This window comes from Streptomyces sp. NPDC049627 (genome assembly GCF_044465645.1).
Taxonomy (GTDB): Bacteria; Actinomycetota; Actinomycetes; order Streptomycetales; family Streptomycetaceae; genus Streptomyces.
Window position 1 is genome coordinate 424,078 of sequence record NZ_JBITLW010000007.1, and the last position, 12,585, is coordinate 436,662.

General features: G+C 72.4%; 12 protein-coding genes and 1 riboswitch. Of the genes, 6 read left to right on the forward strand and 6 right to left on the reverse strand.

The features are described from left to right. The first annotated feature begins 23 nt into the window (after window positions 1–23). Window positions 24–1,409, forward strand: coding sequence for a PLP-dependent aminotransferase family protein (locus tag ACIBU0_RS21560; protein ID WP_398820618.1), 1,386 nt, complete (start codon window positions 24–26; stop codon window positions 1,407–1,409). A 22-nt stretch (window positions 1,410–1,431) separates the two neighbouring features. Here ACIBU0_RS21560 and ACIBU0_RS21565 read toward each other — a convergent pair whose 3' ends face one another. Next, window positions 1,432–2,340: a hypothetical protein gene (locus ACIBU0_RS21565; protein WP_398820846.1), complete on the reverse strand. Its 909-nt coding sequence runs from the start codon at window positions 2,338–2,340 to the stop codon at window positions 1,432–1,434. 138 nt (window positions 2,341–2,478) lie between these two features. Between ACIBU0_RS21565 and ACIBU0_RS21570 the strand changes: the two genes are divergently transcribed. Continuing rightward, window positions 2,479–2,841 carry a hypothetical protein gene (locus ACIBU0_RS21570; protein WP_398820621.1) on the forward strand — a complete coding sequence of 121 codons (363 nt, stop codon included), beginning with the start codon at window positions 2,479–2,481 and terminating at the stop codon, window positions 2,839–2,841. 35 nt (window positions 2,842–2,876) lie between these two features. Then, window positions 2,877–4,061 carry a glutathionylspermidine synthase family protein gene (locus tag ACIBU0_RS21575; protein ID WP_398820624.1) on the forward strand — a complete coding sequence of 395 codons (1,185 nt, stop codon included), beginning with the start codon at window positions 2,877–2,879 and terminating at the stop codon, window positions 4,059–4,061. A gap of 10 nt (window positions 4,062–4,071) precedes the next feature. Here the strand turns inward: ACIBU0_RS21575 and rocD are convergent, their stop codons facing one another. Beyond that, entirely contained in the window at window positions 4,072–5,277 is a 1,206-nt protein-coding gene (gene rocD / locus ACIBU0_RS21580; protein WP_398820627.1) for an ornithine--oxo-acid transaminase, read from the reverse strand. 92 nt (window positions 5,278–5,369) lie between these two features. Further along, a riboswitch (ZMP/ZTP riboswitch) is annotated at window positions 5,370–5,467 on the forward strand. A gap of 33 nt (window positions 5,468–5,500) precedes the next feature. Here rocD and ACIBU0_RS21585 point away from each other — a divergent pair. Continuing rightward, window positions 5,501–6,949 carry a glycine hydroxymethyltransferase gene (locus tag ACIBU0_RS21585; protein WP_398820630.1) on the forward strand — a complete coding sequence of 483 codons (1,449 nt, stop codon included), beginning with the start codon at window positions 5,501–5,503 and terminating at the stop codon, window positions 6,947–6,949. 406 nt (window positions 6,950–7,355) lie between these two features. Here ACIBU0_RS21585 and ACIBU0_RS21590 read toward each other — a convergent pair whose 3' ends face one another. The 3 genes from ACIBU0_RS21590 to ACIBU0_RS21600 form a co-directional block, all read right to left on the reverse strand. Beyond that, entirely contained in the window at window positions 7,356–8,060 is a 705-nt protein-coding gene (locus tag ACIBU0_RS21590; protein WP_398820633.1) for a hypothetical protein, read from the reverse strand. 201 nt (window positions 8,061–8,261) lie between these two features. Continuing rightward, on the reverse strand, window positions 8,262–9,281 hold the full coding sequence (locus ACIBU0_RS21595) for a hypothetical protein (protein WP_398820635.1): 1,020 nt from the start codon (window positions 9,279–9,281) through the stop codon (window positions 8,262–8,264). Further along, a complete protein-coding gene (locus ACIBU0_RS21600) occupies window positions 9,268–9,828 on the reverse strand; it encodes an RNA polymerase sigma factor (protein WP_398820638.1) in 561 nt (186 codons plus the stop codon). The genes ACIBU0_RS21595 and ACIBU0_RS21600 overlap by 14 nt, the downstream gene beginning before the upstream one ends. Before the next feature lie 131 nt (window positions 9,829–9,959). Between ACIBU0_RS21600 and trpS the strand changes: the two genes are divergently transcribed. Together trpS and ACIBU0_RS21610 are read left to right on the forward strand one after the other, a co-directional pair. After that, complete coding sequence (gene trpS / locus ACIBU0_RS21605) at window positions 9,960–10,973, forward strand: tryptophan--tRNA ligase (RefSeq protein WP_398820641.1); 1,014 nt, start codon at window positions 9,960–9,962, stop codon at window positions 10,971–10,973. 125 nt (window positions 10,974–11,098) lie between these two features. Further along, a complete protein-coding gene (locus tag ACIBU0_RS21610) occupies window positions 11,099–11,671 on the forward strand; it encodes a 2'-5' RNA ligase family protein (protein WP_398820644.1) in 573 nt (190 codons plus the stop codon). A gap of 127 nt (window positions 11,672–11,798) precedes the next feature. On the opposite strand, the gene ACIBU0_RS21615 is transcribed toward ACIBU0_RS21610, so the two are convergent. Continuing rightward, window positions 11,799–12,554 carry a decaprenylphospho-beta-D-erythro-pentofuranosid-2-ulose 2-reductase gene (locus ACIBU0_RS21615; RefSeq protein ID WP_398820647.1) on the reverse strand — a complete coding sequence of 252 codons (756 nt, stop codon included), beginning with the start codon at window positions 12,552–12,554 and terminating at the stop codon, window positions 11,799–11,801. Window positions 12,555–12,585: the final 31 nt, after the last annotated feature.

Genomic DNA, 12,585 nt, shown 5'->3' on the forward strand with positions numbered 1-12,585 from the left:
GCCCAGGAGTATGGTCCATTTCCATGGCGAAACCATGGGCCACTTTCGGTGTCGACCTGCATGTGGAACCGACCGGACCGGGCCTGCGCCGCGGCCTGACCGACGCCCTGCGCGAGGCGGTGCGCTCCGGCCGGCTCGCCCCCGGCACCCGGCTGCCGTCGTCCCGCGCGCTCGCGACCGACCTGGGCATCGCCCGCAACACGGTCGCCGACGCCTACGCCGACCTGGTCGCCGAGGGCTGGCTCACCGCCCGGCAGGGCTCGGGCACCCGGGTGGCGGAGCGACGGGTCGTCCCGCCGGCCGGCGCGGCACCCCGCCGCCGCGAGCTCGGCCGCCCGGAGTACGATCTGCGCCCCGGCTTCCCCGACCTCGCCTCCTTCCCGCGCACGGAGTGGCTCAGGGCCGCCCGCCGCGCCCTCGCCCGCGCCCCCTACGACGCCCTCGGCTACGGCGACCCGCGCGGCCGCCCCGAACTGCGCGCCGCCCTCGCCGGCTACCTCTCCCGCGTACGGGGCGTGCGCGCCGACCCGGAACGGATCGTGGTCTGCGGCGGGTTCGCCCACGGCCTGAGGATCCTCGGCACGGTCCTGAGGGCGCGTGGCGTACGGACGGTCGCGGTCGAGTCGTACGGCCTCAGGGAGCACTGGAGACTCCTGCGCGCGGCGGGCCTGCACACGACCCCGCTGCCGTTCGACGAACTCGGCACGGACCCGCGCGAGTTGGACCACGCCGGCGCCGTGCTGCTCACCCCCGCCCACCAGTTCCCCATGGGCGTGCCCCTGCACCGGGACCGGCGGGCGGCCGTCGTGGACTGGGCGCGGCGCACCGGCGGGCTGGTCCTGGAGGACGACTACGACGGGGAGTTCCGCTACGACCGCCAGCCCGTCGGCGCGCTCCAGGGCCTCGACCCCGACCGGGTCGTCCACCTCGGCACCGCCAGCAAGTCCCTCGCGCCCGGCCTGCGGCTGGCCTGGATGGTGCTGCCGCCCGCGCTGGTGGAGGAGGCCGCGGCGGTGAAGGGCGGCGTCGACACCTGCGGGGCGCTGGACCAGCTGACGCTGGCGGAGTTCCTCACCTCCGGCGCCTACGACCGCCATGTGCGCGCCTCCCGGCTGCGTTACCGGCGCCGCCGCGACGCCCTGGTCGCCGCGCTCGCCGCCCGCGCCCCCGAGGTCCGGGCCACGGGCATCGCGGCCGGACTGCACGCCGTCCTGCGGCTCCCGCCCGGCACCGAGCAGTCGGTCGTGCAGGCGGCCCACTGGCAGGGCCTGGTGGTCGACGGCCTCGCCCGCTACCGCCACGCCGACGCCCGCGCCGAGCCGATGGACGCCCTGGTCGTGGGCTACGGGACACCGCCGGACCACGGCTGGTCGGGGGCGCTGGACGCGTTGTGCGCCGCGCTGCCCTGACCGGATGACGCGCGTGCAGAGCTCATGCGTCCGCATCCGCATCCGCCTGCGCGTCCGCCTCCGCCTCCGTGTCCGCCGCGCCCTCGCGCACGCCCTCCTCGCTCACGGTCCGCTCGCCCGGAGCCTCCCCGAACCGTGCCAACGCCAACGCTCCCGCCACGGCGACGGCGAATCCCAGCACCGCCAGCCACGCCAGCCCCTCGCGAGTACGGTCCCCGAGCCACACCACGCCCACCGCCGCGGGCCCGACCGTCTCCCCGATCACCATCGCCGCGGTGGCCGTGGTCACCGAGCCCCGCTGCAAGGCCGAGGTGAGCGCAAGAAACGCGGCGCCGCCGCCCAGCACCAGCGCATACGCGGCGGGGTTGCCGACCGTGTCCGACACGTCGACCGAGTCGACCAACCGCACCGCCACCTCCACCACCCCGAACCCGAACCCCGCCGCCAGCCCGAGCAGCACCCCCCGCCCCCGCTCCGGCAGCCACCCACCCGCCAAGCCCAGCGCCAGCACCGCCACGGCCACCCCGAGCATCGCGAACTTCAACGCGTCCGACCCGCCCCGGTCCCCTTCCGTGCCCGACGCGAGCCCGAGCATCGCCAGCCCGGCGCACACCACCGCCACCGCGCCCCACTCCCGCCGGCTCAGCCGCACCTCCAGCAGCCACGCCGCGACCACGGCGGTCACCGCGAGACTGGACGCGAGTGCGGCCCCGACGGCGTAGATGGGAAGGGACCGCAGTGCCGCCACCTGCAACAGGAACCCGACCCCGTCCAGGGCCAGCCCCACCAGATACCGCCACTGCCGCAGCGCGCGCAGCAGCATCCCCGCCTCGCCGCCCGCACCCCCTTGCGCGCTCGCCGCCCGCGCGGCCATGGCCTGCAACACCGTGGCCGTACCGAAGCAGATCGCCGCACCCAGCGCACACACCATCCCAAACAGCACAAAGCGACTTTAGGGGGGAGCGGGCCACCCGGGGGGCCTTGCCCGGGCGCTGTCACCGATCTCTAGGCTGTCCGCCGGACACCAACCGGCTCATCGGCACCACAGCAGGATCATCGGGGGACACACATGGCAGAAACGCGACGCCGGCTGCGCTCCAGCACGGTCGTACTCGGCGGCATGGGAGTCATCGCCGCGGCCCTGACCTCCTGCGGCTCGGAACCGGACCGCCGCTGCGTGGACCGCGACAGCTACACCTACGAGGGCTACAAGGTCATCGCGGACAAGAACTGCAAGTCCGGCTCCACCTCGTCGGGCACCTCCTACGGCAAGGGCCGAAAGAAGACCGGCTCCGGCAGCAGTGCCGACGCCGCCTGGTACTACGACGCCGACGTCGACGACGGCCGCGCCGACTACGGCACCTTCAGTCGCAGCGAGGCCGTCGACCGCGGCGGCTTCGGCTGCTCGGGCTCGGGCAGCGGCGGCGGCTGAGCAGGCAACCGGCAGAACACCGTCAGGACACGCACATGCAGCGCCGCACGATCGAGCCCCGCCCCGGCTGGCAGCAGACCGTCGAGGAACAGGGGCTCGTCTACCCCCTCACCCGTCACCCGGACAACTCCCTGCGCCCCTACTGGGACGAGAGCGCCCACTACGTCTTCTCCCTGGAGGAGGTCGAGGCGCTGGAGGAGGTCGTCGAGGAACTCCACCGCATGTGCCTGACGGCCGCCGAGCACATCGTCACCGGGAACCGCTTCGCCGACCTCGGCATCACCGACCCGCGCATCGCGGACGCGGTCGCCGAGGCCTGGCGCCGCCGCGCCGAACTCCCCTCCGTCTACGGCCGTTTCGACCTCCGCTACGACGGCACCGGCCCGGCGAAGCTCCTGGAGTACAACGCCGACACGCCCACCTCACTGGTCGAGGCCGCCTCGCCCCAGTGGTTCTGGATGGAGGAGCGCTTCCCCGGCGCCGACCAGTGGAACTCCCTCCACGAACGCCTCGTCGCCGCCTGGAAGAAGCAGTCCGCCCTGCTCCCTCCGGGCAGCCCGCTCTACTTCGCGTACTCCTCGGCCGACGAACTCGGCGAGGACCTGATGACGGTCGCCTATCTGAAGGAGACCGCGGAGCAGGCGGGCCTGGACACCGGCTGGATCTCCATGGAGGAGATCGGCTGGGACCGCCTCTCGGGCCGCTTCGTCGACACCCAACTGCGCTTCATCCGCAGCTGTTTCAAGCTCTACCCCTGGGAGTGGCTCACCACCGACCGCTTCGCCGGCCACGTCCTCGACACCCTCGACAACGGCGGCGGCACCGGCACCACCCTCTGGATCGAGCCCGCCTGGAAGATGCTCCTCAGCAACAAGGCCCTCCTCGCCATCCTCTGGGAGCTCTACCCGGACCACCCGAACCTCCTCCCCGCCTACCTCGACGGACCACGGGAGCTGGCGCGGACCACGGGCTACGTCGCCAAGCCCCTGCTGGGCCGGGAGGGCGCGGGCGTCACCGTGCACGACAAGGGCGCGGCCCCCGCCCTGCGCGACGAGCCCTGCTGCTACCAGCAGTTGGCCCCGCTGCCCGCCTTCGACGGCAATCACGTCGTCCTCGGCGCGTGGGTCGTCGAGGACGAGTCGGCGGGCCTCGGCATCCGCGAATCGTCCGGCCTGATCACGGACGAGTACGCCCGCTTCCTGCCGCACGTGATCCTTTGATCCGGTCGGCTCACCCCCCGAGAACACCCCGTACCTGGTCAATCCCCCAGTCCAGATCCTCCTCCCCGATCACCAGCGGCGGTGCGATGCGGATCGTCGGCCCATGGGTGTCCTTCACCAGCACACCCCGGTCCATCAGCTTCTCGGACACCTCCCGCCCGGTGCCGTACGCCCGGGCGATGTCGACGCCCGCCCACAGCCCGCGCCCCCGGACCGCCGTCACCCGCCCCGTCCCCGTCAACGCCCCCAGCTCCCGGTGCAGATGCTCGCCGAGCTCCGCCGCCCGCGCCTGGAACTCGCCCGTCCGCAGGATCGCGATCACCTCCAGCGCCACCGCACAGGCCAGCGGATTCCCGCCGAAGGTCGACCCGTGCTCCCCGGGCCGGAACACCCCGAGCACCGCGGCGCTGGACACCACCGCCGACACCGGCACGATCCCGCCCCCGAGCGCCTTCCCGAGCACATACACATCCGGCACGACCCCCTCGTGCTCGCACGCGAAGGTACGGCCCGTGCGCCCCAGCCCCGACTGGATCTCGTCCGCCACGAACAGCACGTTCCGCTCCCGCGTCAGCTCCCGCACCGCGGGCAGATAGCCGGCCGGGGGGACGAGAATCCCCGCCTCGCCCTGGATCGGCTCCAGCAACACGGCGACCGTGTTCTCCGTCAGCGCCTCCCGCATCGCCGTCAGGTCCCCGTACGGCACGATCTCGAAGCCCGGCGTGTACGGCCCGAAGTCCGCCCGCGCCTCCGGGTCGGTGGAGAAGCTGATGATCGTCGTCGTACGCCCGTGGAAGTTGTTCCCCGCGACCACGATCTTCGCCATCTCCGCCGGCACGCCCTTGACCCGGTACCCCCACTTCCGGGCGGTCTTCACCGCCGTCTCCACGGCCTCCGCTCCCGTGTTCATGGGCAGCACCATCTCCATGCCGCACAGCTCGGCCAGCTGCTCGCAGAACGCCCCGAACCGGTCGTGATGAAACGCCCGCGACGTCAGCGTCACCCGCTCCAACTGCGCCTTCGCCGCCTCCATGATCCGCCGGTTGCCATGCCCGAAGTTGAGCGCCGAATACCCGGCCAGCAGATCCAGATACCGCCGCCCCTCGACATCCGTCATCCACGCCCCCTCGGCGGTGGCGATGACCACGGGCAGCGGGTGGTAAGTGTGCGCGGTGTGCGCGTCGGCCGTGGCGATGAGTGTCTCCGTAGCGTTCACGGGATCTCCTTGGGGTGGCAGTGGCCTCCTTCCTATCGTCGCTCGCATGGTGGACACGGGAGCTGGGCCGGTCGGCTCGCCCGGTAGGCTGATCAGCGGGCCGTGACTGGCGCGCTGGGATGGACCAACCATCGGGGAGCGGCCCCTGGACCGAAGTCCAGACCGAGTGCCGTGCGCCTGGGCCGTACCGTGAACGCTGAACGCCAACGTCCGGAGGTCCCTGATGTCAGCCGAGCCCCTCTCCACGGAGTCCACCGCCTTCCGTTCCGCCCTCGACGTGATCCGCGCCGTCGAGCCGCGCGTGGCCGACGCCATCGGCCAGGAGGTCGCCGACCAGCGCGAGATGCTCAAACTGATCGCCTCCGAGAACTACGCCTCCCCGGCCACCCTCCTGGCGATGGGCAACTGGTTCAGCGACAAGTACGCCGAGGGCACCGTCGGCCGCCGCTTCTACGCCGGCTGCCGCAACGTCGACACCGTCGAGTCCCTCGCCGCCGAGCACGCCCGCGAGCTCTTCGGCGCCCGCCACGCCTACGTCCAGCCGCACTCCGGCATCGACGCCAACCTCGTCGCCTTCTGGGCTGTCCTCGCCGACCGCGTCGAAGCCCCCTTCCTGGAGAAGACCGGCGTTCGCCAGGTCAACGACCTCACCGAGGCCGACTGGGCCGAGCTCCGCCAGGCCTTCGGCAACCAGCGCATGCTCGGCATGTCCCTGGACGCCGGCGGCCACCTCACCCACGGCTTCCGCCCGAACATCTCCGGCAAGATGTTCGACCAGCGCTCCTACGGCACCGACCCCGCCACCGGCCTCATCGACTACGACGCCCTGCGTAGCCAGGCCCGCGAGTTCAAGCCGCTCATCATCGTCGCCGGCTACTCCGCCTACCCCCGTCTCGTGAACTTCCGGATCATGCGTGAGATCGCCGACGAGGTCGGCGCCACGCTCATGGTCGACATGGCCCACTTCGCCGGTCTCGTCGCCGGCAAGGTCCTCACCGGTGACTTCGACCCCGTCCCGCACGCCCAGATCGTCACCACGACCACCCACAAGTCGCTGCGCGGCCCGCGCGGCGGCATGGTCCTGTGCGACGACTCCCTCAAGGACCAGGTCGACCGCGGCTGCCCGATGGTCCTCGGCGGCCCGCTCCCGCACGTCATGGCCGCCAAGGCCGTCGCCCTCGCCGAGGCCCGCCAGGAGTCCTTCCGCGACTACGCCCAGCGCATCGTCGACAACTCCCGGGCGCTGGCCGAGGGCCTGATGCGCCGGGGCGCGACCCTCGTGACCGGCGGCACCGACAACCACCTGAACCTGATCGACGTCACCTCCTCCTACGGCCTCACCGGCCGCCAGGCCGAGGCGGCCCTCCTCGAGTCCGGCATCGTCACCAACCGCAACGCCATCCCCGCCGACCCGAACGGCGCCTGGTACACCTCCGGCATCCGCATCGGCACCCCGGCCCTGACCACCCGTGGCCTGGGCACCGCCGAGATGGACGAGGTCGCCGCCCTCATCGACCGCGTCCTCACCACCACCGAGCCCGGTACGACCAAGTCGGGTGCCCCGTCCAAGGCCGCTCACGTCCTCGACGCGAAGATCGCCGACGAGATCTCCCACCGCGCCACCGACCTCGTGGCCGGCTTCCCGCTGTACCCGGAGGTCGACCTGGGCTGAGGCCGAGGGGCGTCGACGCCCAGGGCCGACGCCCAGGGCCGATGCTCGGGGTCGCGGCTGTCGGCTGCGGTCCCCGGACCGAGGGCGCGCGGTCGGTAGCCTGCACCTGATGGCGTTCAGGTGAGGTGGCCGGCCGCAGCTCCCGGTCGGCGGTTGAGGGCTGTCGGGTGACGGACTGACCGGTCATGCCCTGCGGTGAGCGCAGGGCGGAGCTTGGCATCGGGCACGGGTTCGCCCATGACAGCCTCAGCTCACAGCTCTCCGCAGGCTCGCGGGCGATGGTCCTCGGCGCCGACGGCGGCAGCAGCGGGGCAGGCGGCACGGTGCCCGGCGTCAAGCGGCAGGCTCTCAGCCTGGGCCGATGTCTCCACAGCCCTTCACCGTCCCGGTCGGTCCATCGCTGCCCTCATATGTCGCGCAGCTCCTGCCTCGGCCCCGGCTCGTCCCGCAGGCGGCTCCGTGGCAGGCGGGCGATGAAGGGGCGCAGGACCAGTGCCAGCACCGCCCCGGCCGCCGCGCCCGGCACTGACCACCACCACTCCGATCCGTCACCCGGCCCCGACGACTGGGCCCGGGACGCCTCGGTCGCCGCAGGCGCCTTGGCCGCAGCCTCGGCCGAGCCCTTCGCCCCGTCGTCAGCCCCGTACACCTCCCACGCCGGCGGGAAGATCGCTGAGCTTCCCTCGCCCGTGGCCTTGCCCATCAGTCCCAGCTTCTTGAGCAGTGCACGCAACTGGGCCGGATGATCGGCACGGTGCCAGGTGCCGTTCGTCGTCGTCTCCAGGTTGGCCGCCGTGTGTATCCAGACGGCCTGCCCGTCATCGACCGGGAAGACCCGGTCGAGGCGCCAGGGCGTCACGTCGTGGACCATCCAGGTGACGTTGATCTGGCGGGCTGCCAGCAGACCTGCCTCGGGCGGCTTGTCACGCGTGCCGGTGCCCGGGGTGCCGAGCAACCGCTCCAGCTTGCCGTACTCCTTGTCGGAGTAGTACAGCGAGGCTGTCTCCGTGCTCTCCGGTGAGACCAGGAGGACGCTCGTGGGTCCTCCGGCCGACGCGGGCACCGCACCCCACACCAGGAGGGCGAGCGCCGCAGCCAGTGCTCCTGTCACGGCCCCCAGTCCGGGCCCACGCGACCGATCTCCCGAGCAGCCGTCCCGCTGTCCCCGTCGGCGTAACCGGTCTCCCCAGCGGCCGAGCCCATGTCCGCCCATCCGAACCCCCAAACCGAGCGATCCCTGTGCGGCCCGTCCGAGCCGCAATGTCACTTCTGGTACACCGCCCGACCCACCTGGGTTCCCACTCCGGAGCGACTATTTGACGGACCTCGCGATCTCCACCGCCCGCCCCTTCGACGCCACGCCCTCCAGCCGGACCGTCACGTCGGCGCCGTCGCTGCCGTCGCTGCCGTCGCCGTCGCCGTCGCCGCCGTCGGCCTCGGGTGCCCTGTGCGTCCACAGCAGCGTCGGCCCGGCCGTGCGGACCTGGCGGGTGTAGCGGCCTCCCTCCGGGTCCAGCAGCACGAACCTCAGCAGGTGCGGCCGGGGAAACCACAGGGCGGGGTCCGAGAGGTCGCCGTCCGGGCCGTCGTCCTCCAGCGAGATCCACTCCGGCTGCTCACGCACGGTCTTCGTGAAGGCGATGTCCAGGCTCGCCCGCCGCTCGTCCAGCCGTATCGTGCGCCCGTCCTCGCGCCAGCACAGGCTCACCACGAACCGTCCCCCCGGCTCACCCGACACCGTGATCGCGTCCGGCCCGCCCAGCTCCGTCGGCACCACGGGCCGGAACCCGGCCCGGCGCTCGGCCTGCGCCAGGGACACCGAGTGGCCGCAGCCGGGGACCTCGGCGCCGGGCGAGGGGACCGCCGACGGGTCGTACCGCACCTCGGCTCCGGCAAAGCCGAACCAGTCGAAGACCGCCGCCCGCACCGGGGGCGTGAGCACGAGCACCGTCAGCAGGCCGCACAGCACCGTGGTCAGCGCCCGCCACCGCGCCCGCGTCCAGCGCCGCACCGCCCGCAGCCGCTCGGCGGCACCCGGCGGCTCGGCCACCGGGACAGGCGCGTGCTCGGCGAGCAGCTGCCCGAGCACCCGCTCGACCATCGTCTCCGCGCCGTCCGCCGCCCCCGGCGCGTCCAGGGAGCGCCCGAGCGCCCGCAGCTCCTCCGGCAACCGCGCGGCGTCGGAACGCCGACCACGATCACCGATGCCGCGTCCCCCGCCGGGCCGGCCACGGCCACCGGTGCCTCCGCCTCCGCCCCGCCGACCAGGCCACTCCGCGCCTCCGTGGCCTCCGCCGCCGTCGGGCGGCGTCCCGCCGTCACCCATGCTCATCACCCCCTTCCCGGGGCTGGAAGTCCGGCAGCAGCCGCCCCAGCTTCCGCAGCGCGCGGTTCAGCCGGGATTTCACCGTGCCCCGGGGCCAGCCCAGGGCCTGGGCCGTCTCGGATTCGTCCATCTCCAGCAGATAGCGGTAGGTGACGACCAGGCGGTGCTCCTCGCTCAGCTTCTCCAGGGCGGCCTGCAGAGCGGCACGGCGCTCTATCTCCAGCGCGGCCACCGCGGGGTCCGCCGATTCCGGTATCAGCGGCTCCGCCTCCACGAACGCGGCCTCGCGCCCCGCGAGCGTGCGCTGGCGGGCCGCCGTGCGCACTGTGTTCCTCGTCTCATTGGCCACGATGGACAGCAGCCACGGCTTGAACGCCGCGCCGTCCTTGAACCGGCCCAGCGAGCAGTACGCCTTCACAAAGGCCTGCTGCACCACGTCCTCCGCGTCCGCACCCGCCCCGAGCGCGGCGGCCGCCCTGAGCGCGATGCCCGTATGGGCCCGCACCAGTTGCGCGTACGCCTCCGGCTCCCCGGCGCGTACGCGTGCGATCACCGCGGCCTCATCGACGATGCGGCCCCCCTCCCGCGTCCTCACACTCTTGTTACACCGCGGAAGACGGATCGGTTCCCATCTGTTTCCGACCAGTTCCGGTCCGGCCCCGGAGACCTGAGAGAATGGTGAGCATGGCCTCTGACCGACCCCGCGTGCTCTCCGGAATCCAGCCCACCGCAGGCTCGTTCCACCTCGGCAACTACCTCGGCGCCGTCCGCCAGTGGGTTGCCCTGCAGGAGTCCCACGACGCGTTCTACATGGTCGTCGACCTGCACGCGATCACGCTCCCGCAGGACCCCGCCGACCTGCGCGCCAACACCCGCCTGGCCGCCGCCCAGCTCCTCGCGGCCGGACTCGACCCCGAGCGCTGCACGCTGTTCGTCCAGAGCCACGTCCCCGAGCACGCCCAGCTCGCCTGGGTCATGAACTGCCTCACCGGCTTCGGCGAGGCGTCCCGCATGACCCAGTTCAAGGACAAGTCCGCCAAGCAGGGCGCGGACCGGGCCTCCGTCGGCCTGTTCACGTACCCGATCCTCCAGGTCGCGGACATCCTGCTGTACCAGGCCAACGAGGTCCCGGTCGGCGAGGACCAGCGCCAGCACATCGAGCTCACCCGCGACCTCGCCGAGCGCTTCAACGGCCGCTTCGGCCAGACCTTCACCGTCCCGAAGCCGTACATCCTCAAGGAGACGGCGAAGATCTACGATCTTCAGGACCCGTCGATCAAGATGAGCAAGTCGGCGTCCACGCCGAAGGGCCTCATCAACCTGCTCGACGAGCCGAAGACCACCGCGAAGAAGGTCAAGAGCGCGGTCACCGACACCGAGACGGTCATCCGCTACGACGTGGAGAACAAGCCGGGCATCAGCAACCTGCTCACCATCTACTCGACCCTCACGGGGACGGGAATCGCGGAACTGGAGCAGAAGTACGACGGCAAGGGCTACGGTGCGCTCAAGACGGACCTCGCCGAGGTCATGGTCGAGTTCGTGACGCCCTTCCGGGAGCGCACCCAGCAGTATCTGGACGACCCGGAGACGCTGGACTCGATCCTGGCCAAGGGCGCGGAGAAGGCGCGCGCCGTCGCTGCGGAGACGCTCTCCCAGGCGTACGACAAGGTGGGCTTCCTGCCCGCCAAGCACTGAGCCCGCACAGCGCTGCATATCACTACGGTTGCGCCTGCCCGCAGCCCGGCCATAGCCGTACAGTCGATAGCCGAGTGGCTGCCACGGCGGCCACCCGCGCTCACCAACAGACGACAGGAGACGACGTGGGGACCGTAACGATCGGTGTGTCGATCGCGGTCCCGGAGCCTCACGGCAGCCTGCTCCAGGAGCGGCGCGCGGGCTTCGGCGACGCCGCGGCTCACGGCATCCCCACCCATGTCACGCTGCTGCCGCCGACAGAGGTCGACGCCGCGCTGCTGCCCGCGATCGAGGCGCATCTCGTCGAGGTCGCGGCCGCCGGCCGTCCCTTCCCGATGCGGCTGTCCGGCACCGGCACCTTCCGGCCCCTCTCACCGGTCGTCTTCGTCCAGGTCGTCGAGGGCGCCGAGGCCTGCACCTGGCTCCAGAAGCAGGTCCGGGACGCCTCCGGGCCCGTCGCACGCGAACTGCAGTTCCCGTACCACCCGCACGTCACGGTCGCGCACGGCATCGACGACGAAGCGATGGACCGCGCCTTCGCGGAACTCGCCGACTACGAGGCCGGCTGGCCCTGCACCGGCTTCGCCCTCTACGAACAGGGCGCCGACGGCGTGTGGCGCAAACTGCGGGACTTCGCCTTCGGGAGTGCGGTGGTGCCGCCGCAGGCCGGGCATGTGGAGCGCGAAGCGCTCCGCTAGGAGGGCCGCGACGGGTGGGTGCCGCGATGGGTGGGTGCCGCGATGGGTTGTCGGTCGTGTGCGGGTGCGTCGTGGCTGGTCGCCGCGCAGTTCCCCGCGCCCCTGAGGGCGCTACGGCGCCCCTGAGCTAGAGCGGCAGACGTCGGAACAGGCCCCGTGGGGCATGCCGTAGCGCTGACATCACCAGGCGCAGTGCGCCCGGTACCCACACCGTCTCCGAGCGGCGGCGCAGGCCCCCCTCGATCGCTGTCGCGACCGCTTCCGGGGTCGTCGCCAGGGGCGCTTCCTCCAGGCCGGTCGTCATCTTCGACCGTACGAATCCGGGGCGTACGACCATGACGTGGACGCCGGTGCCGTGCAGGGCGTCGCCCAGGCCCTGGCAGAAGGCGTCCAGGCCGGCCTTGCTGGAGCCGTAGATGAAGTTGGCGCGGCGGGCCCGCTCGCCGGCGACGGAGGAGAGGACGACGAGCGAGCCGTGGCCCTGGGCCTGGAGTGCGCCCGCGCTGACCAGGCCGGCCGACACGGCGCCCGTGTAGTTGGTCTGGGCGACCCGCACGGCGTTCAGCGGCTCGCGCTCGTCGCGCGCCTGGTCGCCGAGGACTCCGAAGGCGAGCAGCACCATGTCGACGTCGCCCTCCGCGAAGACCTTGCCGAGCACCGTCTCGTGGGACTCGGGGTCGAGCGCGTCGAAGGCCACGGTGCGTACGTCCGCTCCCAGGGCGCGCAGGTCGGCCGCGGACTGCTCCAGGGCGGGTGACGGGCGGCTCGCCAGCCAGACCGTGCGGGTACGGCGCGCGATCAGGCGGCGTGCGGTGGCCAGCGCGATCTCGGACGTACCGCCGAGGACGAGCAGGGACTGGGGGAGGCCGAAGGCGTCCTTCACGACAGCTCCTAGGGGTCTGGGAGTCCGGGGT

What these genes read in the sequence shown, in the direction of transcription:
- ACIBU0_RS21560 (WP_398820618.1), top strand. Translation starts at nt 24, where the DNA reads ATGGCGAAACCATGGGCCACTTTCGGTGTCGACCTGCATGTGGAACCG.
- ACIBU0_RS21565 (WP_398820846.1), bottom strand. Translation starts at nt 2,340, where the DNA reads ATGGTGTGTGCGCTGGGTGCGGCGATCTGCTTCGGTACGGCCACGGTG.
- ACIBU0_RS21570 (WP_398820621.1), top strand. Translation starts at nt 2,479, where the DNA reads ATGGCAGAAACGCGACGCCGGCTGCGCTCCAGCACGGTCGTACTCGGC.
- ACIBU0_RS21575 (WP_398820624.1), top strand. Translation starts at nt 2,877, where the DNA reads ATGCAGCGCCGCACGATCGAGCCCCGCCCCGGCTGGCAGCAGACCGTC.
- ACIBU0_RS21585 (WP_398820630.1), top strand. Translation starts at nt 5,501, where the DNA reads ATGTCAGCCGAGCCCCTCTCCACGGAGTCCACCGCCTTCCGTTCCGCC.
- ACIBU0_RS21595 (WP_398820635.1), bottom strand. Translation starts at nt 9,281, where the DNA reads ATGAGCATGGGTGACGGCGGGACGCCGCCCGACGGCGGCGGAGGCCAC.
- trpS (WP_398820641.1), top strand. Translation starts at nt 9,960, where the DNA reads ATGGCCTCTGACCGACCCCGCGTGCTCTCCGGAATCCAGCCCACCGCA.